Here is a 23,814-nt window from a genome sequence, read left to right on the forward strand (position 1 = left end):
CGCCCTCCGCCGCTACCCGATGTCCGTCGGGTCCACCCGGATCCGCACCGTCTCCGCCCCCCGCAGCGCCAGCCGGGCAATCTGCGCCGCCTTCAACGCCGAAGCCAGCGCCGCGCCCTGCCCGGGGCGACCCGGACGAGCGCGCGCTCCGCCGTCTCGCCCTTCGGCCCGCCGTACACCGGCACCGGCCCGAGCACGTCCGCCCCTTCGGGGAGTCGCAGCAGGCCCAGCAGGTCGGCGACGGCCTGCGGAGGCCCGGTCACGGACGCCATCCGCGACACCGGCGGGAAGCGCAGCTCCTCCCGCTCGTCGAGTTCCATGCCCGCGTGCCCGGCGGGATCCCAGCGCACGAGCGCCTGCACGGCGCGCGCCGCGGCTTCCGCGACCACCACCACCGTCCCGCCCTCCCCCGCGGGGCGGACCAGGGACGCGGCCGTCAGCCACCGCCGCACGGTCTCCTCGCCGGCCCGCAGGTCGGGCCGGTTGAGCAGGGCCCACCCGTCGAGCAGCAGCGCCGCCGCGTACCCGGGGCCCTCGGCGACCGGTTCCGCGCCCGGCGTGGAGATCACCAGCGCGGGGGCGGACGGCACGGAGGCGAGCACCGCGTCCCGCCCGGAGGTCCGCACGGGGATGCGCGGGAAGGCCTTCCCGAGTTCCTCGGCCGTCCGCCGGACGCCCACCACCTGGGCCCGCAGCCGGAACGACCCGCATTCGGGGCAGTGCCAGTCGTGCTCCTCCGTCCCGCACCACGCGCAGACCAGCGCGGTGTCCGCCGCCGGGGACTCCAGCGGCCCGCCGCACGCCCGGCAGCGCACCGGCTCGCGGCAGCGCCCGCACGCCAGCCGGGGCGCGTAGCCCCGCCGCGGGACCTGGATCAGCACCGGGCCGCGGGTGAGCGCCTCCCGCGCCGTCTCCCACGCCACCGAGGGCAGTCGCGCGGCCTGCGCGGCGGCGTCCCGCGCCTGGTCGTGCTCGGTGACGGTCCGCACCCTGGGCGCGACCTGCCGGACCACGTCCCGCGGGGCGGCCAGCGGCCGTGCCCAGCCGCTGCGGACCAGTTGCGCGGCCTCGACGGTGGTCGAGACGCCGCCGAGCAGCATCGCCGCGCCCTCCTCCGCGGCGCGCAGCAGCGCCACCTCCCGCACGTGCGGGTAGGGCGCGTTGGGGTCGGCGTGGCTGCTGTCGCCGTCGGACCAGACGACGACCAGGCCGAGGTCGCGGACGGGTGCGAAGACCGCCGCCCGGGTGCCGATCGCGGCGTGCACCGAGCCCCGGCTGACGGCCAGCCAGCGCCGGTAGCGTTCCTGCGGCCCGGCCTCGGCGGCGAGCACCGCGTGCCGGCCCTCGCCGAGCACGCCGCGCAGCGCGGCGTCCACCCGCGCGACCGAGCGGCCGTCGGGCAGTACCACCAGCGCCCCGCGTCCGGAGGACAGGGTGGCGGCGACCGCCCGGGCGATCTCGAACGGCCACTCCGGTCCGGGCAGTGCCGTCCACACGGCGCGCGGGGCGTGCCCGCCCGCCAGCGAGGCGAGGAAGTCCGCGCCGTGCGCGTACCGCTCCCAGCTCCCGGCCGCCGGAGCACCCGGCGGCGGCAGCGGCCGCGGCGAGGGCTCGCCCTCGGCTCCGGCGTGGCGCGGCGGGATCGCGAGTTGCAGCACGTCCGCCAGCGTTCCCGCGTAGCGGTCGGCGACGGCCCGGCAGAGCCGCAGCAGCCGCGGTGTCAGCACCTGCTCGGGGGACAGCACCCGGGCCAGCGGGGCGAGCGGGCCGGCGTAGTCCGAGTCGTCCCGCCGTTCGACGATGTACCCGTCGTGCAGGGCGCCGCCCTCGCGCCGCCCGTGCGCGCCGACCCGCCCGCCGAAGCGGACCCGGACCCGGACGCCGGGCCGGGCGTCCTCGGACATCGCCTCGGGGACGGCGTAGTCGAAGTACTGGTCGAGGCTGAGCACGCCCTTGTCGACCAGGACCCGGGCCACCGGCTGCCGCTCCGCCATGACGACCCCGCGCGCAGCTCTCGGCTTCGCCCGGCGCACCGTCTCCCGGATGAACGCCAACTGCTCCCCGGCCCCGTCCGCGCTGCTCACGCCCCCAAACCTAGCGGACCCCGCCGACACGGAGAACGAAGCCGCCCGCCGAGGGAATCCCCTCGACGGGCGGCGACGGTGCGGAGCACTCAGCCGGCGACGGCGGCCTTCAGCGCGTCCACGCGGTCGGTGCGCTCCCAGGTGAAGTCCGGCAGCTCACGGCCGAAGTGGCCGTAGGCGGCGGTCTGGGAGTAGATCGGGCGCAGCAGGTCCAGGTCGCGGATGATGGCGGCCGGGCGAAGGTCGAAGACCTTGGTGACGGCTTCCTGGATCTTCAGGACCGGGACGGTCTCGGTGCCGAAGGTCTCCACGAACAGGCCGACCGGCTCGGCCTTGCCGATCGCGTACGCGACCTGCACCTCGGCGCGCTTGGCGAGGCCCGCGGCGACGATGTTCTTCGCCACCCAGCGCATCGCGTACGCGGCGGAGCGGTCGACCTTGGACGGGTCCTTGCCGGAGAACGCGCCGCCGCCGTGGCGGGCCATGCCGCCGTAGGTGTCGATGATGATCTTGCGACCGGTGAGGCCGGCGTCGCCCATCGGGCCGCCGATCTCGAAGCGGCCGGTCGGGTTGACCAGCAGGCGGTAGCCCTCGGTGGTGAGCTTGATGCCCTCGTCGGCGAGCGCCTTGAGCTCCGGCTCGACCACGAACTCGCGGATGTCCGGGGTGAGCAGCGACTCCAGGTCGATGTCCGAGGCGTGCTGCGAGGAGACCACGACGGTGTCCAGGCGCACGGCGCGGTCGCCGTCGTACTCGATGGTGACCTGGGTCTTGCCGTCGGGGCGCAGGTACGGGATGGTCCCGTTCTTGCGGACCTCGGTCAGCCGGCGGGAGAGCCGGTGCGCCAGGGTGATCGGCAGCGGCATCAGCTCGGGGGTGTCGTCGCACGCGTAGCCGAACATCAGGCCCTGGTCGCCGGCGCCCTGCCGGTCCAGCTCGTCCTCGACGTCGCCCTCGACACGGTGCTCGTGCGCGGTGTCCACGCCCTGCGCGATGTCCGGGGACTGCGAGCCGATCGACACCGAGACGCCGCAGGAGGCACCGTCGAAGCCCTTCTTCGACGAGTCGTAGCCGATGTCCAGGATCTTCTCCCGGACGAGCTGCGCGATCGGCGCGTACGCCTTGGTGGTGACCTCACCGGCGATGTGCACCAGGCCGGTGGTGATCAGGGTCTCCACGGCGACGCGGGAGGTCGGGTCGTCCTTGAGGAGGGCGTCCAGAATGGTGTCGCTGATCTGGTCAGCGATCTTGTCGGGGTGGCCCTCGGTGACGGACTCCGAGGTGAACAGGCGGCGAGACACAGCGCTCCCTGGGGTTGCAGCGGCTGCTGACTGAATGCGCTCGGAAGTCCCGAGGCATCCGGAAAGACTTGATTCCTGGTGTGGAGTGTAACGGTCGGCTACCGATCGCGGGCACTCTCCGTAGAGGTTCCGACGTGTCCGCGATACGGATCACATCTGCGCGAAACCGACGGAAACATTCCGGGCATGTTCGGAGCCGCTCCCAACTGGCGGAACGGCCCGGGGCGTTGCGGACGTCAGGGGGCCTGCGGGCCGGCCAGCCGGGCGGCGACCTGGTCCCAGATCGCGTCGGCCAGCACGTCCTTCGGACCGTCCGGAATGTGGACTTCCGAACCGTCGGCGCCGAGCAGCACCGCGCTGTTGGTGTCCTGGCCGAACGCCTTGCCGTCGCCGACCTCGTTGACGACCAGCAGGTCGCAGCCCTTGCGGGCGAGCTTGGCGCGGCCGTTGGCCAGCACGTCGTCGGTCTCGGCGGCGAAGCCGACCACCAGCTGCCCGGGGCGGGCCCGGTCGGCGGAGATCTCGGCCAGCACGTCGGGGTTGCGGACCAGCGCGACCGGCGCGGGCTCGACCCCGTCCACCTTCTTGATCTTTCCGGTGGCGTACTCGGCGGGCCGGAAGTCGGCGACGGCGGCGGCCATCACCACCGCGTCGGCCCCGGCGGCGGCCTCCAGCACGGCGTCGCGCAGCTGGAGCGCGGTGCCGACCCGCACCACGTCGACCCCGGCCGGGTCGGGCAGCGCGGTGTTGGCGGCGATCAGGGTGACCCGGGCGCCGCGGGCGGCGGCGGTGGCGGCCAGCGCGTACCCCTGCTTGCCGGACGAGCGGTTGCCGAGGAAGCGCACCGGGTCGAGCGGCTCCCGGGTGCCGCCCGCGGAGACCACCACCTGACGGCCCGTCAGGTCCGGTGCCTGCGCGCCGCGGGTCAGCACCCGGCGGCAGGCGGCGAAGATCTCGCCGGGGTCGGGCAGCCGGCCCTTGCCGGTGTCGACGCCGGTCAGCCGGCCGACGGCGGGCTCGATGACGATCGCGCCGCGGCGGCGCAGCGTGGCCACGTTCTCCTGGGTGGCGGGGTGCTCCCACATCTCGGTGTGCATGGCGGGCGCGAACACCACCGGGCAGCGGGCGGTCAGCAGGGTGTTGGTGAGCAGGTCGTCGGCGAGGCCGTGGGCGGCCTTGGCGAGCAGGTCGGCGGTGGCGGGGGCGACCACCACCAGGTCGGCCTGCTGCCCGATCCGCACGTGCGGGACCTCGTGCACCCGCTCCCAGGTCTCGGTGGCCGCGGGCCGCCCGGACAGCGCCGCCCAGGTCGCCTCGCCGACGAAGTGCAGCGCGGCGGCGGTCGGCACCACCTGCACCTGGTGCCCGGACTCGGTGAAGCGGCGCAGCAGTTCGCAGGCCTTGTAGGCGGCGATCCCGCCGCTGACACCGAGGACGACACGGGGCGCGGTCATGGCGGTCGATTCTCCTAACGACGGGTCAACCCGCCCACCTTACGACCCGCCGCCGGGCCGCTGCGACGTGTCGGCCCGCACAGGCCCGCGGGCCCCGGGGCGCGCCGACACACGCCGAGGGCCCGCCCGGTGCCAGTGGCATCGGACGGGCCCTCGACAGGGAACGCGGGGCTCAGGCGCCCTCGACCGCCTCGGCGGTGAGCAGGCCGGCGTTGATCTCGCGGAGCGCGATCGACAGCGGCTTCTCGTGCACGTGGGTGTCGACCAGCGGGCCGACGTACTCCAGCAGGCCCTCGCCGAGCTGGGAGTAGTACGCGTTGATCTGGCGGGCGCGCTTGGCCGCGTAGATCACCAGGCTGTACTTGGAGTCGGTGGCCTCGAGCAGCTCGTCGATCGGCGGGTTGATGATGCCCTCGGGCGCGGTCATCGAAGAGGACACGCTGAACCTTCCGAAGTGGTTTTCATGAATCGGCTGGATGCAGCCGATCCGGTCAGGCTACACCGAGCAAGGCTAGCAGTTCGGCCGCTACCTGCTCGACGGAGGTGTTGACAAGCGTCGTGTCGAACTCCGACTCGGCGGCCAGTTCGACCTTGGCCGCCGCCAGCCGCTCGTCGATGACGTCCTGCGGCTCGGTGCCGCGGCCGGTGAGCCGGCGCACCAGCTCGTCCCAGCTCGGCGGGGCCAGGAAGACCAGCTGGGCCTCCGGCATCGACTCCTTGACCTGCCGGGCGCCCTGGAGGTCGATCTCCAGCAGCACCGGCTCGCCCTTGTCGAGCTTGTCGAGCACCATCTGCCGGGGCGTTCCGTACCGGTTGCCGGCGAACACCGCCCACTCCAGCAGTTCGCCGTTGGCGACCAGCTTGTCGAACTGCTCGTTGTCGACGAAGTGGTACTGCACTCCGTCGCGCTCGCCGGGTCGCGGGTGGCGGGTCGTCGCCGACACCGACAGCCAGACCTCGGGGAACTGCTTCCTCATATGAGCGACGACCGTGCTCTTGCCGACCCCGGAGGGGCCGGAGAGCACGGTCAGCCGCGGACGCTCACTCATGTACCGATTATCCCGGATCGCGGAGGTTCCGCCGACACCGGCCTCCGCTCAGGAGGCGGCGCCGCCGAACTCCCGCTCCAGGGACGCGATCTGGTTCGTACCGAGGCCCCGCACACGACGGCTCTCGGAGATGCCGAGGCGCTCCATGATCTGCTTGGCGCGGACCTTGCCGACACCCGGCAGGGACTCCAGCAGAGCGGAGACCTTCATCTTGCCGATGACCTCGTCGTCGGACTTGCCGGCCTTGATGACGTCGTGCAGCGAGGCGCCCGAGTGCTTCAGCCGGTTCTTGACGTCGGCACGCTTCCGGCGAGCCTCGGCGGCCTTGGCGAGCGCGGCGGTGCGCTGTTCGGGAGTAAGGGGCGGAAGAGCCACGCCGTTCACCTCAGGTGTGGATGGAAGGGATGAGCCATGACTGGGTTGTGCCCGGACGCCACAGGCTCTGACCTGCGACGGTGGCCGGAACCACCGCCAACTGGCGTCCTACCGCCGGACACTACCCAACTTGGGCCGCCGCGTCAGGAAAAGAACACGAAAAGTCCAGGTCAGCAGGGGCTGACCCGGGACTTTTCCGGGCAAATCAGCCGAGTTGACCGCTTCGGGCTCACGCGTTTGTGACGGCCCTCACATCGTCGACGAACACCTGCGCGGCCTGTCGCAGCGCCGCGACGGACGGCCCGTACTTCAGCACGTCACGGCTCACGCTGGGCACCACGTTGCGCACCTGGTCGCCGAACACCCGCGGCAGGTCCTGCGCGGTGGCGCCCTGCGCGCCCACGCCGGGGGCCAGCAGCGGGCCGTTGATCGCCAGGTCCACGCCGGCGTCGGCGAGCGTCGCACCGACCACCGCGCCGAACGAACCCAGCGGCGCCGCACCGGAGTTCTCCGCCGCGAGGCGGCGCAGCACGGCCTGCGCGACGCTCTCGCCGTCCGCGCCGACCGCGCGCTGCACCTCGTGGCCCTCCGGGTTGGAGGTCAGCGCCAGCGCGAACAGGCCGCAGCCGTTGCGGTGCGCCAGGTCGACGGCGGGCTGCAGCGAGCCGAAGCCCAGGTACGGGCTGACGGTCAGCGCGTCGGAGAACAGCGGGCTGTCCGGGGAGAGGAAGGTCTCCGCGTAGGCGGCCATGGTGGAGCCGATGTCGCCGCGCTTGGCGTCCATCAGCACCAGCGCGCCGGCCTCCCGGGCCTCGGCGACGGTGCGCTCCAGCACGGCGATGCCGCGGCTGCCGAAGCGCTCGAAGAACGCCGACTGCGGCTTCAGCACGGCGACCCGGTCGGCCAGCGCCTCGACCACCGTGCGGGAGAAGCTCTCCAGCCCGGCCAGGTCGTCGTTCAGGCCCCAGGCGGTGAGCAGCGAGCCGTGCGGGTCGATGCCGACGCAGAGCTGGCCGCGGGTGTCGAGGGCGGTCCGCAGGCGGGTGCCGAAGGGCGTGGTGTCAGTCATCGGTGTCTTTCCTCAAGTCTCAAGTGGGGTCGGCAGATAGGGGCCTAGGGCCCGTCTTCAAACCCGCGTCGCAGGCCCGCGGCGTCCGGTGCGTGCTCTCGGCGTGCCGGGTGGAAGGCCTCGTACTGGATGTACTTGGTCTTTCGCCCGGTGCGGCGAGAGTGCGTGCCGGGCGTCGTGGGGCAGGCGGGGGTTTGAAGACGGGCCCTAGCGGATGCCCTTGCCGACCGCCTCGCCGATCGATGCGTAGCCGGCCGCGCGCAGGCGGGCGGACAGGCCCTTGTGGACCTTGCGCATCCAGAACGGGCCTTCGTAGATGAACGCGGAGTAGCCCTGGACCAGGTCGGCGCCGGCCAGGATGCGCTGCCAGGCGTCCTCGGCGGTCTCGATGCCGCCGACCGAGACGATCGCGAGCCGGCCGTCGGTGCGCTTGCGCAGGCGCTCCAGCACCTCCAGCGAGCGGGCCTTGAGCGGGGCGCCGGACAGGCCGCCCATGCCGATCTCCTCGATCCGCGCGGCGGGGGTCCGCAGGCCCTCGCGGCCGATGGTGGTGTTGGTGGCGATGATGCCGTCCAGGCCCAGGTGCAGCGCCATGTCGGCGATCTCGTCGATGTCCTCGTCGGCGAGGTCGGGGGCGATCTTCACCAGCAGCGGCACGTGGTGGGTGGTGACCTCGTCGGCGGCCTTGCGGACGTCCCACAGCAGCGGGCCGAGGACCTGCACGGCCTGCAGGTTGCGCAGCCCGGGGGTGTTCGGCGAGGAGACGTTGACGACCAGGTAGTCGGCGTACGGGGCCAGCGCCTTGGCGGACTTCAGGTAGTCGGCGGTGGCCTCGTCCTCGGGGACGACCTTGGTCTTGCCGATGTTGACGCCGATCACCGGGGTGCTGCTGGTGTGCGGGCGGGCGGCCAGGCGGGCGGCGACCCGGGCGGAGCCCTGGTTGTTGAAGCCCATCCGGTTGATCAGCGCGCGGTCCTCGACCAGGCGGAACAGTCGCGGCGCGGGGTTGCCGGGCTGGGGCTCGCCGGTGACGGTGCCGATCTCGACGTAGTCGAAGCCGAGCATCGACAGGCCGTCGATGCCGATGCCGTTCTTGTCGAAGCCCGCGCCGAGGCCGAACGGGCCGGGCAGGTCGAGGCCGAGCGCGGTGGTGCGGAGCTTGGGGTCGCGCGGGGCGAGGACGGCGCGCACCAGCGAGCGCAGGCCGGGCACCGAGCGGGCCAGCCGGATCCAGAAGAACGCCAGGTGGTGGGCCTTCTCCGGGTCCATCTTCTTGAACAGCAGGTTGAACAGCAGCTTGTACACGTGGCGCCTCCGACGGCTGGCTGGGAGCGGGCATGGACGTGGGGGGCACCCGGCGCGCGGTGTGCCCCCCACGGTTGTCGGCCTAGTTGCGGCCGGAGTTGATCAGCGCCGCGTGCTCCTGCAGCGACATCACGCCGACCTCGCCGCGGTGCAGCGCGTCGATGCCCTGCACGGCCGCGCCCATCGCCTGCACGGTGGTCAGGCAGGGGACGCCGCGGGAGACCGCGGCGGTGCGGATCTCGTAGCCGTCCATCCGGCCGCCGGTGCCGTACGGGGTGTTGATGATGAGGTCGATGCCGCCCTCGTGGATGAGCTGGACGATGGTCTTCTCGCCGCCCTCGCCCTCGCCCTCGGAGTGCTTGCGCACCACGGTGGCGGGGATGCCGGCCCGCTGCAGCACCTCGGCGGTGCCGGTGGTGGCGAGCAGTTCGAAGCCGAGCTCGACCAGCGCGCGGGCCGGGAAGACCAGGTTGCGCTTGTCGCGGTTGGCGACCGAGACGAACACCTTGCCGCTGGTCGGCAGCGCGCCGTACGCGCCGGTCTGCGACTTGGCGTAGGCGGTGCCGAACACCCGGTCGATGCCCATGACCTCGCCGGTGGAGCGCATCTCCGGGCCGAGCACGGTGTCGACGCCGCGGCCGTGCACGTCGCGGAAGCGCGACCACGGCATCACGGCCTCCTTGACCGAGATCGGCGCGTCGGCGGGCAGCGTGCCGCCGTCGCCCTCGCGCGGCAGCAGGCCCTCGGCGCGCAGCTCGGCGATGGTGGCGCCGAGCGAGATCCGGGCGGCGGCCTTGGCCAGCGGCACGGCGGTCGCCTTGGAGGTGAACGGCACGGTGCGGGAGGCGCGCGGGTTGGCCTCCAGCACGTAGAGGATGTCGCCGGACAGCGCGAACTGGATGTTGATCAGGCCGCGCACGCCGACGCCCTTGGCGATGCCCTCGGTGGCGGAGCGCAGGCGCTTGATGTCGAACCCGCCGAGGGTGATCGGCGGCAGCGCGCACGCGGAGTCGCCGGAGTGGATGCCGGCCTCCTCGATGTGCTCCATGACGCCGCCGAGGTACAGCTCCTCGCCGTCGTACAGCGCGTCCACGTCGATCTCGACCGCGTCGTCCAGGAAGCGGTCGATCAGCACCGGGTGCTCGGAGATCAGGCCGGCGTGCCGCTCCAGGTAGGAGGCGAGCGAGGCCTCGTCGTAGACGATCTCCATGCCGCGGCCGCCGAGCACGTAGGACGGGCGGGCGAGGACCGGGTAGCCGATCTCGTCGGCGATGGCCTTGGCCTCCTCGAAGGAGAAGGCGGTGCCGTGCTTGGGCGCGGGCAGGCCCGCCTCCTTCAGCACCCGGCCGAACGCGCCGCGCTCCTCGGCGAGGTGGATCGCCTCGGGCGAGGTGCCGACCACCGGCACGCCGTTGTCCTTGAGCGCCTGCGCCAGGCCCAGCGGGGTCTGGCCGCCGAGCTGCACGATGACGCCGGCCAGCGGGCCGGCCTGCTGCTCGGCGTGGACGATCTCCAGCACGTCCTCCAGGGTGAGCGGCTCGAAGTACAGCCGGTCGGAGGTGTCGTAGTCGGTGGAGACGGTCTCCGGGTTGCAGTTGACCATCACGGTCTCGTACCCGGCGTCGGCCAGCGCGAAGGAGGCGTGCACGCAGGAGTAGTCGAACTCGATGCCCTGGCCGATCCGGTTCGGACCGGAGCCCAGGATGATCACGGCGGGCTTGGTGCGCGGGGCGACCTCGGTCTCCTCGTCGTAGGACGAGTAGAAGTACGGGGTCTTGGCGGCGAACTCGGCGGCGCAGGTGTCGACGGTCTTGAACACCGGGCGGATGCCGAGCGCGTGCCGGACCTCGCGGACCACGTCGGTCTTCAGGCCGCGGATCTCGCCGATCTGCTGGTCGGAGAAGCCGTGCCGCTTGGCGTGGCGGAGCAGCTCCGGGTCGAGCTTGTCGCCCTCGGCGAGCTCGGCGGCGATCTCGTGGATCAGGAAGAGCTGGTCGACGAACCACGGGTCGATCCGGGTGGCGTCGAACACCTCCTCGGGGGTGGCGCCGGCCCGGATCGCCTGCATGACGGTGTTGATCCGGCCGTCGGTCGGGACGACCGCCTTCGCCAGCAGCTCGGCCTTGTCGCCGGGCTCGCCGACGAAGGTGAACTGCGAGCCCTTCTTCTCCAGCGAGCGCAGCGCCTTGTTCAGCGCCTCCGGGAAGTTGCGGCCCATGGCCATCGCTTCGCCGACCGACTTCATGGTGGTGGTCAGCGTGGCGTCGGCGGACGGGAACTTCTCGAACGCGAACCGCGGCACCTTCACCACGACGTAGTCGAGGGTCGGCTCGAACGACGCCGGGGTCTGCTCGGTGATGTCGTTGGGGATCTCGTCCAGCGTGTAGCCGACGGCCAGCTTCGCGGCGATCTTGGCGATCGGGAAGCCGGTGGCCTTCGAGGCCAGCGCGGAGGAGCGGGAGACGCGCGGGTTCATCTCGATGACGATGACCCGGCCGTCCTCGGGGTTCACCGCGAACTGGATGTTGCAGCCGCCGGTGTCGACGCCGACCTCGCGGATCACGGCGATGCCGATGTCGCGGAGGATCTGGTACTCGCGGTCGGTGAGCGTCATCGCCGGGGCGACGGTGATCGAGTCACCGGTGTGCACGCCCATCGGGTCGAAGTTCTCGATGGAGCAGACCACCACGACGTTGTCGTGCTTGTCGCGCATCAGCTCCAGCTCGTACTCCTTCCAGCCGAGGATGGACTCCTCCAGGAGCACCTCGGTGGTCGGCGAGAGGGCCAGGCCCTGGCCGGCGATGCGGCGCAGGTCCTCCTCGTCGTGGGCGAAGCCGGAGCCGGCGCCGCCCATGGTGAAGGAGGGGCGGACCACGACCGGGTAACCGCCGAGGGTGTCGACGCCGGCGAGCACGTCCTCCATGGAGTGGCAGATCACCGAGCGGGCGGACTCGCCGTGGCCGATCTTGGCGTTGACGGCCTCGACCACGCCCTTGAACAGCTCGCGGTCCTCGCCCTTGTTGATCGCCTCGACGTCGGCGCCGATCAGCTCGACGTCGTACTTCTCCAGCGTGCCGGCCTGGTGCAGGGAGATCGCGGTGTTCAGCGCGGTCTGGCCGCCCAGGGTCGGCAGCAGCGCGTCGGGGCGCTCCTTGGCGATGATCTTCTCGACGAACTCCGGGGTGATCGGCTCGACGTAGGTGGCGTCGGCGATCTCCGGGTCGGTCATGATGGTCGCCGGGTTGGAGTTGACCAGGATGACCCGCAGCCCTTCCGCCTTGAGCACCCGGCAGGCCTGCGTACCCGAGTAGTCGAACTCCGCCGCCTGGCCGATGACGATGGGGCCGGAGCCGATCACCAGGACGGACTTGATGTCGGTGCGCTTAGGCACGCTGGGCCTCCATAAGGCTCACGAAGCGGTCGAAGAGGTAGGCGGCGTCGTGCGGGCCGGCTGCCGCTTCGGGGTGGTACTGCACGCTGAAGGCGGGGATGTCGAGTGCCTGCAGGCCCTCGACCACGTCGTCGTTGAGGCAGACGTGGGAGACCTCGACCCGCCCGAAGGGGGTGTCGCTCACCTTGTCCAGCGGCGCGTTCACGGCGAAGCCGTGGTTGTGGGCGGTCACCTCGACCTTGCCGGTGGTGCGGTCCTGCACCGGCTGGTTGATGCCGCGGTGGCCGTACTTGAGCTTGTAGGTGCCGAACCCGAAGGCCCGGCCGAGGATCTGGTTGCCGAAGCAGATGCCGAAGAACGGGGTCTTCTTCGCCAGCACCTCGCGCAGCACCTCGACCTGCCGGTCGGCGGTGGCCGGGTCGCCCGGGCCGTTGGAGAAGAACACGCCGTCGGGCTGGACGGCGTAGATGTCCTCGACGGTGGAGTTGGCGGGCAGCACGTGCACCTCGATGCCGCGCTCGGCCATCCGGTGCGGGGTCATGCCCTTGATGCCGAGGTCGACGGCGGCGACGGTGAACTTCTTCGCGCCGATCGCGGGGACGACGTAGGCCTCCTTGGTGGCGACCTCGGCGCACAGGTCGGCGCCCTTCATCTCCGGCGCGGACTGCACCTTGGCGAGCAGCTCGGCCTGGTCGGCGAGCGCCGGGCCGGAGAAGATGCCGACGCGCATGGCGCCGCGCTCGCGCAGGTGGCGGGTGAGCGCGCGGGTGTCGATGCCGCTGATGCCGACGACGCCCTGGCGCTCCAGCTCCTCGTCCAGCGAGCGCTTCGAGCGCCAGTTGGAGGCGACCCGGGAGGGGTCGCGGACCACGTAGCCGGACACCCAGATCTGCTGCGACTCGTCGTCCTCGTCGTTCCAGCCGGTGTTGCCGATCTGCGGGGCCGTCATCACGACCACCTGGCGGTGGTAGGACGGGTCGGTCAGGGTCTCCTGGTAGCCGGACATGCCGGTGTTGAAGACCGCCTCGCCGAAGGTCTCGCCGACCGCGCCGTAGGCCTGGCCGCGGAACGTCCGGCCGTCCTCCAGGACGAGCACGGCGGGCACACGCTCCCGCCTGGTGCGCTGCGTGGTGGGGGCAGGTGCGGTCATGTCGCGGCCTCTTCCGTCTTCTTCGTCTTCGTACGTGTTACCAGTGCCTCGACGGCCTCGACCCAGGCGTCGTGATCGGCTGCGGAGTCCAACCGGAAACCGCTTTCCAACTGCTTTCCGCCGTGCGTCCAGCCGACCACCAGCAGGCCCGAGGGGACCACCTTGCCGGCGATGCCGGAGTCGGTGCGGGCGGCGGTGAGGGCGGCGGCGGGGATCCACAGGTCGTCCGCGCCGGGGCGGCGGGCCAGCAGGCCCTGCTCGGTGAGGGTGAGCTCGGCCAGGCTGCGGGTGCCCAGGCCGTGCGCGACGACCCGGTCCAGCCAGTTCCCGGCGGTGGTGGAGCCGTGGTACCGGCCGGGGCCGGCCAGCAGGGCGTCGCCGGGGGCGTCCGGCGCGGCGGGCAGTTCCGGCAGGTCGGACTGCATGGTCCGGCGCCAGTTCCAGCCCTGCCGCATCAGCCAGTACACCAGCGCGACCAGGATCAGCAGGCCGACCGTCGCCCCGATGTACCCGGGCCAGTCGGTCACCCGGCCCTTTTCGGTGGCGAGCAGCATCAGCGCTCGACCAGTTCGCCGGCGAGCACGGTGGCCTCGCCTCGCAGGAAGGTGGCGTGCACCCGTCCGGGCAGGTCCATGCCCTTGTACGGGCTGTTGCGGGAGCGGGTGGCGAAGGTCTCGGGGTTCACGACACCACGGTACGCGGGATCGAAGAGCACCAGGTTGGCGGGCTCACCCACCGAGATCGGACGTCCGTGGCCGGTGAGACGGCCGATCCGCGCGGGGCGGTGCGACATCCGGTCCGCGACGCCCTCCCAGTTCAGCAGGCCGGTGTCGACCATGGTCTGCTGGACGACCGACAGCGCGGTCTCCAGGCCGACCATGCCCATCGCGGCGACCGCCCACTCGCAGTCCTTGTCCTCCGCCGGGTGCGGGGCGTGGTCGGTGGCGACGGCGTCGATGGTGCCGTCGGCCAGCGCCTCGCGCAGCGCCTCCACGTCCGCGGCGGTGCGCAGCGGCGGGTTGACCTTGTACACCGGGTCGTAGCTGCGGACCAGCTCGTCGGTGAGCAGCAGGTGGTGCGGGGTGACCTCGGCGGTGACGTCCCAGCCCTTGGCCTTGGCCCAGCGGACGATCTCCACCGAGCCGGCCGTGGACAGGTGGCAGATGTGCACCCGGGAGCCGACGTGCGCGGCCAGCAGCACGTCGCGGGCGATGATCGACTCCTCGGCGACGGCGGGCCAGCCGCCGAGGCCGAGCTCGCCGGAGACCAGGCCCTCGTTCATCTGGGCGCCGGCGGTCAGCCGCGGCTCCTGGGCGTGCTGGGCGACGACGCCGTCGAAGGCCTTCACGTACTCCAGGGCGCGGCGCATGATGACCGCGTCGTCCACGCACTTGCCGTCGTCGGAGAACACCCGGACGCCGGCGGCGGAGTCGTGCATCGCGCCGAGCTCGGCGAGCTGCTTGCCCTCCAGGCCGACGGTGACGGCGCCGACCGGCTGCACGTCGCAGTAGCCGTACTCCTGGCCGAGCCGCCAGACCTGCTCGACGACGCCGGCGGTGTCGGCGACCGGGAAGGTGTTGGCCATCGCGTGCACCGCGGTGTAGCCGCCCATGGCCGCGGACCGGGTGCCCGTCAGCACGGTCTCGGCGTCCTCGCGGCCGGGCTCGCGCAGGTGGGTGTGCAGGTCGACCAGGCCGGGCAGGGCGACCAGCCCGGTGGCGTCGATCTCGATGTCCGCCGGGACGTCGAGGTTCTCGCCGATCGCGGCGAAGGCGCCGTCGACGAGGTGGATGTCCTGGGGGGAGCCGCCGAGGATCTGGGCGTTGCGGATCAGGTAGGTGGTCACTGGGCGGCCTCCAGGAGTTCGGTGGTGCGGGCGGAGTCGGCTGAGCCATCGGCAAAAACGGCTCCGCCGAGCAGCAGGTACAGGACGGCCATCCGGACCGAGACGCCGTTGGCGACCTGCTCGACCACGGTGCAGCGCGGCGAGTCGGCGACGTCGGCGGTGATCTCCATGCCGCGGACCATCGGGCCGGGGTGCATCACGATGGCGTGCTCCGGCATGGTGGCGAGGCGCAGCCCGTTCAGCCCGTAGCGGCGCGAGTACTCGCGCTCGGTGGGGAAGAACGCGGCGTTCATCCGCTCGCGCTGCACCCGCAGCATCATCACGGCGTCGACCTTCGGCAGCACCGCGTCCAGGTCGTAGGAGACCTGGCAGGGCCAGGTCTCGATGCCGATCGGCAGCAGGGTCGGCGGGGCGACGAAGGTGACCTCCGCGCCGAGCGTGGTCAGCAGGTGCACGTTGGAGCGGGCGACCCGGCTGTGCAGGATGTCGCCGACGATGGCGACCTTGCGGCCGGCCAGGTCGCGGCCGGCGCCGGGGTTGAGGTGCCGGCGCATGGTGAACGCGTCCAGCAGCGCCTGGGTGGGGTGCTCGTGGGTGCCGTCGCCGGCGTTGATGACGCTGCCGTGCAGCCAGTCGGAGTCGGCGAGGCGGGCGGGCGCGCCGGAGGCGTGGTGGCGGATCACCACGGCGTCGGCGCCCATCGCCTGCAGGGTCAGCGCGGTGTCCTTGAGGCTCTCGCCCTTGGAGACCGAGGAGCCCTTGGCGGAGAAGTTGATGACGTCCGCGCTGAGCCGCTTCTCGGCGACCTCGAAGGAGGTCTTGGTGCGGGTGGAGTCCTCGAAGAACAGGTTGACGACGGTGCGGCCGCGCAGCGTGGGGAGCTTCTTGACGGCCCGTCCGGAGAGCTGGGCGAGCTCCTCGGCGGTGTCCAGGATCAGCAGCGCGTCGTCGCGGCTGAGGTCGGCGGCGGAGACGAGGTGGCGCTTCACGCGGGTTTACTCCGGGAGCTGGGGATCGGCGGCGAGGGCCTGGGAGGAGCGTGCGGCGTAGTCGCGGTCGCCGAGCAGGACGGCGTCGCGGCCGTCGGTCTCGGAGAGCTGGACCTGCACGGCTTCGCGCAGCGAGGTGGGCAGGTTCTTGCCCACGTAGTCGGCGCGGATCGGGAGTTCGCGGTGGCCGCGGTCGACCAGGACGGCCAGCTGCACGGCGCGCGGGCGGCCGATGTCGCCGAGGGCGTCGAGCGCGGCGCGGATGGTGCGGCCGGAGAACAGCACGTCGTCGACCAGGATCACCAGCTTGCCGTCGATGCCGTCGGCGGGGATCTCGGTGTGCTCCAGGGCCCGGGCGGGCTTCAGCCGCAGGTCGTCCCGGTACATCGTGATGTCCAGCGTGCCGAACGGGATCTCCCGGCCGGTGATCTGGGTGAGCCTGGCGCGCAGCCGGTGGGCCAGGTGGACGCCGCGGGTGTGGATGCCGAGCAGCACGACGTCCTCGGCGCCCTTGGCGCGTTCCACGATCTCGTGGGCGATCCGGGTGACGATCCGGGCGACGTCGGTGGCGTCCAGCACCTGGTGCGGGGCGCGGGGGGCGGAACTGGGTGTGGTCATGCCGAAGCGGACCTCCTTCCCCGCCTCACAGGACGGGTCTTAAAGGATGTCGGGAAGGGTTTCCGGCCGCAGCCGGAGCCTCGCCCATGGTAGCAGTGCGCTGATCTCCGCCCGTTCGCCACGCGTTCGCACGAGTGCCCCATTCGGCTTGACGCGCCACCCTCACTCTACGTAACCTCACAGTGAGTTACGAAGGTGCTCCGCAGGGGGCGCTCGTCGCTCCCATTTCAGCGCACGCGAAGCAATCTCGTCCGGGGAGATCCATGTCCAGCGACTACGCGAAGCAGCTCGGGGCCAAGCTCCGTGCGATCCGCACTCAGCAGGGTCTCTCCCTGCACGGCGTCGAGGAGAAGTCCCAGGGCCGCTGGAAGGCTGTCGTCGTCGGCTCCTACGAGCGCGGCGACCGCGCCGTCACGGTGCAGCGCCTCGCCGAGCTGGCCGAGTTCTACGGCGTCCCGGTGCAGGAGCTGCTGCCCGGCGGCACCCCGGGCGGCGCGGCCGAGCCGCCGCCGCGCCTGGTGCTCGACCTGGAGCGCCTGACCCAGGTCCCGTCCGAGAAGGCCGGCCCGCTGCAGCGCTACGCCGCGACCATCCAGTCGCAGCGCGGCGACTACAACGGCAAGGTGCTCTCGATCCGCCAGGACGATCTGCGCACCCTCGCCGTGATCTACGACCAGTCCCCTTCGATCCTCACCGAGCAGCTGATCAGCTGGGGCGTGCTGAACCCGGACGCGCGGCGTGCCGTCCGCGAGGAGGACGCGAGCTGAGCCGCTCGCTCTGAAGAAACGTCACAGCGGGGCGGGCGGCCGGTTCTCCGGCGGTCCGCCCCGCTGTCGCACGTCCGGACGGGGGCGCTCAGACCACGGTGCCGAGGCTGAAGCCCGGGCCGGCGGCCACGCCGTCCACCGCGAGCTCGGCCGGCGCCCAGTCGAAGCCGGTGCTGCGCCAGGCCCAGGCGACCTGCCGGTACTCGCCGCACAGCGCGCCCGCGCCCTGGGTGCCGTGCAGCACCGCCGCGCCCGGCAGTTCGCCGTACAGGCCCGCGCAGAGCACCGCCGTGACCAGGTCGAGGTCCTCGTCGTTGATCCGGACCGCGCCGTCGTCCCAGTGCAGCACCCGGACGCCGGCCTCCAGCGGCCCGCCGGGGGCGTCCACCGCGACCCGGAACTCGTAGGCCCCGCAGCCGGCGCCGACCAGCACCCGGCGGAACACCTCGGAGGCCTGCTGGTACGTCCAGCGCACCCGCGGGTCGGCGGCGGCCCGCTCGGCGCCGCACAGCGCGCCGTCCATCACCAGGTCGGCGTGGCGGAGCGTCAGACCGCCCTCGCGGGCCCGGACCAGGCGCGGGAGGAAGTCGGCGAGCTCCTCGCCGCGGTAGCCGACCAGCTGGGTCTGCAGCGGCGGGTTGACCAGGTAGCCGTCCCGGGCGGCCTGCTCGTGCGGGTCGAGGCCGTGCAGCAGGCAGTAGTCCGCGAAGTCGTCGGGGTGGAACATCCGGGCCCGGACGGTGGCGTACGCCTCGACGGCGTCGGTCAGCAGTTCGGCGGTCTCCCGCAGGTAGGTGTCGTAGTCCGGCGCGTCGGTGAGCTGCCACTCCAGCGCCCGGGCGAAGTCGTCCTCGCTGGTCAGGATCCCGGTGACGAAGGCCTCGTCGCTGCGGCGCGGGGACTCGGCACTGCAACGGCGCGGCCGGCGGCTGTTCCTGGACATCGGTGGCTCCCGGGGGATCTCGGTCGAGCAACTGCTGCCCCACTCCTCCCCTCCCACACCCGTCCCACACACACGCACTGTCACAACTCTGCAACCGACCGTCAAGTTCGGGGCCCGACCTGCCGATTCGGGCCCCGCCGCGGGGAAGGTCAGCGCGGGGTCTTGGCGAGCTGCCGGGACTGGGCGACCAGGCGGCCGTCGGCGTCCCAGATCTCGCAGTCCTCCTCGAAGTAGCCGCCGGCCACGTTGCGGGTGGCGTGCGAGACGCGCAGCCAGCCGTCGGCGGGCAGGGCGCGCAGGTGGACGGTGAGTTCGATGGTGGGGGCCCAGCCGGGGCGGCCCAGGTCGAAGGTGACCGGGGGCAGCGCGTCGGCGGTCAGCAGCAGCGACAGCGGGTCGGCGGGGCGGCCGTCGGCCAGCTTGAACCAGCCCTGGATGCGGCCCTCCTTGGACGGCTGGCCGAGCGCCCAGCCGACGGTGGCCGGGTCGAGCCGGAGGTCCATCCGCTCCAGCAGGGCGGCCTGGGCGATGAGCTCCTTCGGCGCGTGCTCGATGCCGATGCACTGCTCGGGCGCGGGCAGCACCGGCGGCACGGCGGTGGTGGCGACCTCGTCGTCCAGCGCGGCGAGGTCGGTGAACGCGGCGGTGACCCGCAGCCGCTCCTCGCCGTCCTGGGAGAGGACGGCGCTGCCGGTGGCCAGGGTCCGGCCGCGGCGCATGATCTCGGTGCGGACGGTGGCGGGACCGGGCCGGGACGGCGAGACGTAGGTGCCGCTGACGGTGAGCGGGTGCGGGTGGCCGGGCCCGGCCTCCAGGGCGAGGGCGTGCGCCGCGAAGGCGAGCAGCAGGCCGCCGTTGACGCCGCCGCCGATCTGCCAGCCCTCGCCGAGTTCGCCGTCGTAGCGGCCGGGCTCCTCGGGGTGCGGGGTGAGCGCGATGCCGCGGTCGAACTCGCTGGTGGTCTCCGGCATGGCTGGGGCCCTTCTGCGCAGACGCCAAAACATTACTTGCCGGTAGCTTACGCGCGAAGGCCGCCGGACCAACAGGTCCGGCGGCCTTCGACGAGGTGCTGCGGGCTCAGCGACGAATGGTCGGCTTGAGCTCCAGGAAGCGGGCGAGCAGGCCGTTCACGAAGGCCGGCGACTCGTCCGTGGAGTACTCCTTGGCGATCTCGACGGCCTCGTCCAGGACGACCGCGTCGGGGGTGCCGTCCTCCCAGATCAGCTCGTACGTGCCGAGCCGGAGGACGTTGCGGTCGGCGATCGGCATCCGGTCGAGCGTCCAGCCCACCGCGTAGGTGGAGATCAGGTCGTCGATGGTGCGCGCGTGCTGCGCGTAGCCCTCGACCAGCTGCATCGTGTACTCCGCGACCTGCGGAATGCCCTCGTCCGGACGGGGGTCGCGCGAGCGCGCGATCCAGTCGGCGAGCACCCGCTCGGGGGCCACACCGCGGTGGTCCGCCTCGAACAGGATCTGGAAGGCCCGGGTGCGGGCCTTGCTACGAGCAGCGGCCACGATTACTTGACCCGGCCGAGGTAGCTGCCGTCGCGGGTGTCGACCTTGACCTTCTCGCCGGTGGTGACGAACAGCGGCACCTGGATCTCGGCGCCGGTCTCCAGGGTGGCGGGCTTGGTGCCACCGGTGGAGCGGTCGCCCTGCAGGCCCGGCTCGGTCTCGGAGATGACCAGCTCGACCGCGGCGGGGAGCTCGATGTACAGCGGGACGCCCTCGTTCTGGGCGACCAGGGCCTCGAAGCCCTCGAGCAGGTACTTGGCGGCGTCGCCGACGGTGGCGGAGTCGACCGGGACCTGGTCGTAGGTGTCCATGTCCATGAAGATGAACGCGTCGCCGTCGCGGTACGAGTACTGCATGGTCCGCTTGTCGACGTTGGCGGTCTCGACCTTGATGCCCGCGTTGAAGGTCTTCTCGACGACCTTGCCGGTGAGGACCTCCTTGAGCTTGGTGCGCACGAAGGCCGGGCCCTTGCCGGGCTTGACGTGCTGGAACTCGACGACGGACCAGAGCTTGCCGCCGTCCAGCTTGAGGACCATGCCGTTCTTGAGATCGTTCGTGGTAGCCACGGGCGCACTTACTCCTGATATGTCCGCTGTCAAAGAGCACCAAGCAGTGCGCCGCCGCGGCCCGTGGGCTACAGCGCGAGGAGCTCCTTGGTGGTGATGGTGAGCAGCTCGGGCCCGCCCTCCTCGGGAGGCCGCACCACGAGCGTGTCCTCGATCCGGACCCCGCCCCGGCCCGGGAGATGCACTCCTGGACCGACGGTGACCGGCACGCGATTGTCCAGTTTACCCATGTCGGCGGGCCCCAGGCGCGGTGCCTCCCTGATCTCCAGGCCGATGCCGTGCCCGAGCGGGTGGACGGCGTGCTCGGTGTGGCCCGCGGCCTGCAGGATCGAACGGGCCGCGTCGTCCGGCACGTGCTGCTCGACGCCCGGCCCGAGCGCCTCCCGGCCGGCCCGCTGGGCGCGGAAGACCAGGCGGTGCAGGTCGACCTGCCAGGCGGCCGGGGCGGCCCCGATCACGAAGGTGCGGGCGGTGGAGATGCCGTAGCCGCGGTACTGCGCGCCGAGCGCGACGGTGAGGAAGTCGCCCTCCTCGACCCGGCGGTCGGTGGGCTGGTGGCGCTCCAGGCCGGAGTGGCTGCCGGTGCCGACGGAGACCGGGAACGCGGCCCGGTCGGCGCCGTGGTCGATCATCCGGCGCTCCAGCTCCATCGCCAGGTGGCGTTCGGTGCGGCCGACCAGGATCGATTCGAGCAGCTCGCCGAGCGCCTGGTCGGCGATCTCGGCGGCGATCCGCAGGTCAGCGAGCTCGTGCTCGTCCTTGACCACCCGCAGCCGTTCGACCGCCCGGTCCAGGTCGAGCAGCCGGGCCGGGGCGGCCAGCCGGGCGACGGCGCGGTGCCGGGCGACCGTCAGGTCGTGCTCCTCGACGGCGAGGTCCCGCACCCGCAGCCGGGCGGCGGCCTCGGCGGCGGCGGCCGCCGCGTCGGTCTCGGCGGGGGCCGGCAGCCGGGTGACGTCCTCGTCGACCTCGCGCTCGACGGCCTCCTCGGGCGGCAGGTCCTCCGGCAGCGCGAGCACCGCGCGCTCACGGGTGAGCAGCAGCGCGGCGCCGCAGGGCGGGCAGCCGGTGAGGTAGCGGACGTTGGCGGCGCGCGTGATCAGCGCGGCGTCGGCCCCGGAGGCGCTGCAGTACTCGCGGAGGCGTTCGCGTCGGGCGGCGTGCGCGTCGGACATGCTCCGAGCGTACGAACGGGGCCGGGCGGACGCGCGCCGGGACGGGCCGTCGGACGGGCGGGAATGCCGCCGGACGGGGGTGCGTTAAGGCTTGATGAAAACGGCAATCGTTGCCGGGATCGGGAGGTTGAGATGGCGCGCAGCGAGCTGCGACCGGTGATCACGCTCCGGTCGACGGCGGGCACGGGCTTCGGCTACGTCACCCGCAAGAACCGGCGGAACGACCCGGACCGGATGGTGCTGCGGAAGTTCGACCCGGTGGCCGGGCGGCACGTGGAGTTCCGCGAGACCCGCTGACGTCCGGGGAGTTCAAGGGCTCGAAGGACTTGAAGGAGGAGCAGATGAAGCAGGGAGTGCACCCCGAGTACCGTCCGGTGGTGTTCCGGGACAGGACGGGCGGCCTGTCGTTCCTGACCAGGTCCACGGCCACGAGCGGCCGGACGGTCGAGTGGACGGACGGGCGGACGTACCCGGTGGTGGACGTCGAGACCTCCTCGGCGAGCCACCCGTTCTACACCGGCAAGGCCCGCCTGCTGGACACGGCGGGAAGGGTGGAGCTGTACCGGCGCCGGTACGGCCTCTGACGGGCACGGCGCGGAGGGCCCCGGGTGATCCCGGGGCCCTCCGCCGCTGTCACTTGCCCGGCGGGGGGACGGAGACCACCAGGGTGAGGCGGCAGTCGACGGCGCCCTCGTTGCGGTAGCTGTGGGCGGTGCCGGCCTCGTAGGAGGCGGTGGAGCCGGCCGGGATGCGGTGGGCGCGGCCGTCCAGCACCAGGGTGAGTTCGCCCTCGTCGATCCGGGCGATCTCGACGGTGCCGGCCGGGTGCGGGTCGGAGGCGTGGGTCTCGCCGGGGCGCAGGTGCCAGGTCCACAGCTCCAGCGGGCCGGGGGCCTCGATGCCGCTCAGCAGGACGCCGCTGCCGCCGTCCGGGCCGTTCCACAGCCGGACGGCCTCGTCCGCGGGAATGATCCGCACCTGGGAGGTCTCGTCGTAGTCGAGCAGCCGGGCGATCGAGACGCCGAGCGCGTCGGCCAGCCGGACCACGGTGCCGACGCTGGGGTTGGTGCGGGCCTGCTCGATCTGGACCACCATGCCGCGGCTGACGCCGGAGCGGGCCGCGAGGGCGTCCAGGGTGTGGCCGCGTTCGGTGCGCAGCCGCTTGAGGTTGCGGGCGAGGGCCTGGGTGACGAGGTCGGGTTCCGGCACGCTTGAGTCCAATATTCTGGTTGGGGCGGTTCAATGGGTTGAACTATGCTGCGGCGGCACGAGAGATCCACCGACTGTACTGCGGAGTACACCATGCTGCCCCCTTCCGTCCCCCTCGTCACCGCCTCATGAGCGCCGCCCTCGCGCTGCTGGCCAGCCTGCTCTGGGGCGTCGCCGACTACGGCGGCGGCGCGATCACCCGCCGGCTGCCCGCGCTCGGCGTCGTGGTGCTCTCGCAGACCGCGGCCGCCGCGGTCCTCGCGGTGGCCGTCACCGCCACCGGCGGCTGGGCGGACGCCGGGCCCGCGCTCTGGTACGCCGTCGCGGCCGGGGTGATCGGGCCGGTCGCGCTGCTCGCCTTCTACCGGGCGCTGGCACTCGGACCGATGGGCGTGGTCTCGCCGCTGGCCACGGTCGGCGTGCTGGTGCCGATCGGCGTCGGCCTGTTCCTCGGCGAGCGGCCCGGCGCGGTGCAGGGCCTGGGCATCCTGGTGGCGATCGCCGGCGTCGCGCTGGCGGGCGGCCCGCAGCGCGGCGGACCGGCGGTCGGCCGCCGGGTGCTGGTGCTCACGCTGTCCGCCGCGTTCGCGTTCGGCGCGGTGCTCGCGCTGATCGCGCACGCCAGCGCCGGCGGCGGCCTGCTGCTGATGCTGTGCGTGCAGCGGCTGACCAACGCCGCCGTCGGCGTCGGCATGCTGGCCGCGGCGGCCCGCCGGGAGCCGCTCGAACTGCGCGGCGCGGCCCGCTCCCTGCCCGCGCTGACCGCGGTCGGCGTCGCCGACGTGGCCGCCAACGGCATGTACGCCACCGCCACCCACCTGGGGTCGGTGGCGGTGGCCGCCGTCCTCGCCTCGCTGTACCCGGTGGTGACGGCGCTGATGGCACGCGGCCTGCTCAAGGAGCGACTGCTGCGCGTCCAGGTGGTCGGCGCCGGCCTGGCGGTGGCCGGAACGCTGATCCTGGCGGCCGGTTGACGCGGCGTCACACCGCGCCGGTACCGGCCGCCGT

Annotated in this window: 23 protein-coding genes and 1 pseudogene; 4 read left to right on the forward strand and 20 right to left on the reverse strand. The window is 72.6% G+C overall.

Annotation, left to right across the window (positions count from 1 at the left end):
* Nucleotides 1-12 precede the first annotated feature (12 nt).
* The 14 genes and pseudogenes from KCH_RS06285 to pyrR all read right to left on the reverse strand — a co-directional run bounded on the left by KCH_RS06285 (nucleotide 13) and on the right by pyrR (nucleotide 16,631).
* Nucleotides 13-2,114: pseudogene (locus KCH_RS06285) on the reverse strand (primosomal protein N').
* 59 nt (nucleotides 2,115-2,173) lie between these two features.
* Nucleotides 2,174-3,385 carry a methionine adenosyltransferase gene (gene metK, locus KCH_RS06290; protein WP_035859898.1) on the reverse strand — a complete coding sequence of 404 codons (1,212 nt, stop codon included), beginning with the start codon at nucleotides 3,383-3,385 and terminating at the stop codon, nucleotides 2,174-2,176.
* Nucleotides 3,386-3,621: 236 nt separating this feature from the next.
* Nucleotides 3,622-4,839: a bifunctional phosphopantothenoylcysteine decarboxylase/phosphopantothenate--cysteine ligase CoaBC gene (gene coaBC / locus KCH_RS06295; protein ID WP_035859903.1), complete on the reverse strand. Its 1,218-nt coding sequence runs from the start codon at nucleotides 4,837-4,839 to the stop codon at nucleotides 3,622-3,624.
* A gap of 172 nt (nucleotides 4,840-5,011) precedes the next feature.
* Nucleotides 5,012-5,278, reverse strand: a complete 267-nt coding sequence (gene rpoZ, locus KCH_RS06300) for a DNA-directed RNA polymerase subunit omega (RefSeq protein ID WP_030459184.1) — start codon at nucleotides 5,276-5,278, stop codon at nucleotides 5,012-5,014.
* Nucleotides 5,279-5,330: 52 nt separating this feature from the next.
* Entirely contained in the window at nucleotides 5,331-5,888 is a 558-nt protein-coding gene (gene gmk, locus KCH_RS06305; protein WP_051652815.1) for a guanylate kinase, read from the reverse strand.
* Between the two features lie 48 nt (nucleotides 5,889-5,936).
* On the reverse strand, nucleotides 5,937-6,263 hold the full coding sequence (gene mihF / locus KCH_RS06310; protein WP_030459182.1) for an integration host factor, actinobacterial type: 327 nt from the start codon (nucleotides 6,261-6,263) through the stop codon (nucleotides 5,937-5,939).
* 229 nt (nucleotides 6,264-6,492) lie between these two features.
* Complete coding sequence (pyrF, locus tag KCH_RS06315) at nucleotides 6,493-7,332, reverse strand: orotidine-5'-phosphate decarboxylase (RefSeq protein ID WP_035859909.1); 840 nt, start codon at nucleotides 7,330-7,332, stop codon at nucleotides 6,493-6,495.
* A 207-nt stretch (nucleotides 7,333-7,539) separates the two neighbouring features.
* Complete coding sequence (locus KCH_RS06320) at nucleotides 7,540-8,637, reverse strand: quinone-dependent dihydroorotate dehydrogenase (RefSeq protein ID WP_035859913.1); 1,098 nt, start codon at nucleotides 8,635-8,637, stop codon at nucleotides 7,540-7,542.
* 82 nt (nucleotides 8,638-8,719) lie between these two features.
* Nucleotides 8,720-12,028, reverse strand: coding sequence for a carbamoyl-phosphate synthase large subunit (gene carB, locus KCH_RS06325; RefSeq protein WP_035859914.1), 3,309 nt, complete (start codon nucleotides 12,026-12,028; stop codon nucleotides 8,720-8,722).
* Complete coding sequence (gene carA / locus KCH_RS06330) at nucleotides 12,021-13,178, reverse strand: glutamine-hydrolyzing carbamoyl-phosphate synthase small subunit (protein ID WP_051652816.1); 1,158 nt, start codon at nucleotides 13,176-13,178, stop codon at nucleotides 12,021-12,023. The genes carB and carA overlap by 8 nt, the downstream gene beginning before the upstream one ends.
* A complete protein-coding gene (locus tag KCH_RS06335) occupies nucleotides 13,175-13,732 on the reverse strand; it encodes a PH-like domain-containing protein (RefSeq protein WP_035859920.1) in 558 nt (185 codons plus the stop codon). The genes carA and KCH_RS06335 overlap by 4 nt, the downstream gene beginning before the upstream one ends.
* Nucleotides 13,732-15,024 carry a dihydroorotase gene (locus KCH_RS06340; RefSeq protein WP_035859923.1) on the reverse strand — a complete coding sequence of 431 codons (1,293 nt, stop codon included), beginning with the start codon at nucleotides 15,022-15,024 and terminating at the stop codon, nucleotides 13,732-13,734. The genes KCH_RS06335 and KCH_RS06340 overlap by 1 nt, the downstream gene beginning before the upstream one ends.
* Nucleotides 15,021-16,013 carry an aspartate carbamoyltransferase catalytic subunit gene (locus KCH_RS06345; protein WP_035859925.1) on the reverse strand — a complete coding sequence of 331 codons (993 nt, stop codon included), beginning with the start codon at nucleotides 16,011-16,013 and terminating at the stop codon, nucleotides 15,021-15,023. Before KCH_RS06345 ends, KCH_RS06340 begins: the two co-directional genes overlap by 4 nt.
* Nucleotides 16,014-16,019: 6 nt before the next feature.
* The gene (pyrR, locus tag KCH_RS06350; RefSeq protein WP_035859939.1) at nucleotides 16,020-16,631 is read right to left on the reverse strand and encodes a bifunctional pyr operon transcriptional regulator/uracil phosphoribosyltransferase PyrR; all 612 of its coding nucleotides are present in this window, start codon (nucleotides 16,629-16,631) and stop codon (nucleotides 16,020-16,022) included.
* Between the two features lie 263 nt (nucleotides 16,632-16,894).
* Here pyrR and bldD point away from each other — a divergent pair, with 263 nt between their 5' ends.
* Complete coding sequence (bldD, locus tag KCH_RS06355) at nucleotides 16,895-17,398, forward strand: transcriptional regulator BldD (protein WP_030459171.1); 504 nt, start codon at nucleotides 16,895-16,897, stop codon at nucleotides 17,396-17,398.
* 88 nt (nucleotides 17,399-17,486) lie between these two features.
* Here bldD and KCH_RS06360 read toward each other — a convergent pair whose 3' ends face one another.
* The 5 genes from KCH_RS06360 to KCH_RS06380 all read right to left on the reverse strand — a co-directional run bounded on the left by KCH_RS06360 (nucleotide 17,487) and on the right by KCH_RS06380 (nucleotide 21,597).
* Nucleotides 17,487-18,341, reverse strand: coding sequence for a hypothetical protein (locus KCH_RS06360; protein ID WP_035859942.1), 855 nt, complete (start codon nucleotides 18,339-18,341; stop codon nucleotides 17,487-17,489).
* Nucleotides 18,342-18,490: 149 nt separating this feature from the next.
* A complete protein-coding gene (locus KCH_RS06365; protein WP_035859945.1) occupies nucleotides 18,491-19,312 on the reverse strand; it encodes a thioesterase family protein in 822 nt (273 codons plus the stop codon).
* 106 nt (nucleotides 19,313-19,418) lie between these two features.
* Entirely contained in the window at nucleotides 19,419-19,856 is a 438-nt protein-coding gene (gene nusB / locus KCH_RS06370; protein ID WP_035859962.1) for a transcription antitermination factor NusB, read from the reverse strand.
* A 2-nt stretch (nucleotides 19,857-19,858) separates the two neighbouring features.
* Complete coding sequence (efp, locus tag KCH_RS06375; protein ID WP_035859967.1) at nucleotides 19,859-20,422, reverse strand: elongation factor P; 564 nt, start codon at nucleotides 20,420-20,422, stop codon at nucleotides 19,859-19,861.
* A 68-nt stretch (nucleotides 20,423-20,490) separates the two neighbouring features.
* Nucleotides 20,491-21,597: a M24 family metallopeptidase gene (locus KCH_RS06380; RefSeq protein ID WP_035859968.1), complete on the reverse strand. Its 1,107-nt coding sequence runs from the start codon at nucleotides 21,595-21,597 to the stop codon at nucleotides 20,491-20,493.
* A 132-nt stretch (nucleotides 21,598-21,729) separates the two neighbouring features.
* Here KCH_RS06380 and rpmG point away from each other — a divergent pair, with 132 nt between their 5' ends.
* Together rpmG and KCH_RS06390 are read left to right on the forward strand one after the other, a co-directional pair.
* A complete protein-coding gene (rpmG, locus tag KCH_RS06385) occupies nucleotides 21,730-21,894 on the forward strand; it encodes a 50S ribosomal protein L33 (RefSeq protein WP_035859972.1) in 165 nt (54 codons plus the stop codon).
* Nucleotides 21,895-21,938: 44 nt separating this feature from the next.
* Nucleotides 21,939-22,181: a type B 50S ribosomal protein L31 gene (locus tag KCH_RS06390; protein WP_035860000.1), complete on the forward strand. Its 243-nt coding sequence runs from the start codon at nucleotides 21,939-21,941 to the stop codon at nucleotides 22,179-22,181.
* Nucleotides 22,182-22,230: 49 nt separating this feature from the next.
* On the opposite strand, the gene KCH_RS06395 is transcribed toward KCH_RS06390, so the two are convergent.
* Entirely contained in the window at nucleotides 22,231-22,806 is a 576-nt protein-coding gene (locus tag KCH_RS06395) for a helix-turn-helix domain-containing protein (RefSeq protein WP_035860003.1), read from the reverse strand.
* 128 nt (nucleotides 22,807-22,934) lie between these two features.
* On the opposite strand from KCH_RS06395, the gene KCH_RS06400 reads away from it, so the two are divergent.
* On the forward strand, nucleotides 22,935-23,780 hold the full coding sequence (locus KCH_RS06400) for a DMT family transporter (protein WP_035860006.1): 846 nt from the start codon (nucleotides 22,935-22,937) through the stop codon (nucleotides 23,778-23,780).
* The last annotated feature ends 34 nt before the right edge of the window (nucleotides 23,781-23,814 follow it).

The sequence above is a fragment of the Kitasatospora cheerisanensis KCTC 2395 genome (assembly GCF_000696185.1).
Lineage (GTDB): Bacteria > Actinomycetota > Actinomycetes > Streptomycetales > Streptomycetaceae > Kitasatospora > Kitasatospora cheerisanensis.

Bases quoted from the DNA above. Each gene is read 5' to 3' on its own strand.
- coaBC (WP_035859903.1), bottom strand. From the start codon at position 4,839: ATGACCGCGCCCCGTGTCGTCCTCGGTGTCAGCGGCGGGATCGCCGCC.
- gmk (WP_051652815.1), bottom strand. From the start codon at position 5,888: ATGAGTGAGCGTCCGCGGCTGACCGTGCTCTCCGGCCCCTCCGGGGTC.
- pyrF (WP_035859909.1), bottom strand. From the start codon at position 7,332: ATGACTGACACCACGCCCTTCGGCACCCGCCTGCGGACCGCCCTCGAC.
- carA (WP_051652816.1), bottom strand. From the start codon at position 13,178: ATGACCGCACCTGCCCCCACCACGCAGCGCACCAGGCGGGAGCGTGTG.
- KCH_RS06335 (WP_035859920.1), bottom strand. From the start codon at position 13,732: ATGCTGCTCGCCACCGAAAAGGGCCGGGTGACCGACTGGCCCGGGTAC.
- pyrR (WP_035859939.1), bottom strand. From the start codon at position 16,631: ATGACCACACCCAGTTCCGCCCCCCGCGCCCCGCACCAGGTGCTGGAC.
- bldD (WP_030459171.1), top strand. From the start codon at position 16,895: ATGTCCAGCGACTACGCGAAGCAGCTCGGGGCCAAGCTCCGTGCGATC.
- KCH_RS06360 (WP_035859942.1), bottom strand. From the start codon at position 18,341: ATGTCCAGGAACAGCCGCCGGCCGCGCCGTTGCAGTGCCGAGTCCCCG.
- KCH_RS06365 (WP_035859945.1), bottom strand. From the start codon at position 19,312: ATGCCGGAGACCACCAGCGAGTTCGACCGCGGCATCGCGCTCACCCCG.
- KCH_RS06380 (WP_035859968.1), bottom strand. From the start codon at position 21,597: ATGTCCGACGCGCACGCCGCCCGACGCGAACGCCTCCGCGAGTACTGC.
- rpmG (WP_035859972.1), top strand. From the start codon at position 21,730: ATGGCGCGCAGCGAGCTGCGACCGGTGATCACGCTCCGGTCGACGGCG.
- KCH_RS06390 (WP_035860000.1), top strand. From the start codon at position 21,939: ATGAAGCAGGGAGTGCACCCCGAGTACCGTCCGGTGGTGTTCCGGGAC.
- KCH_RS06400 (WP_035860006.1), top strand. From the start codon at position 22,935: ATGAGCGCCGCCCTCGCGCTGCTGGCCAGCCTGCTCTGGGGCGTCGCC.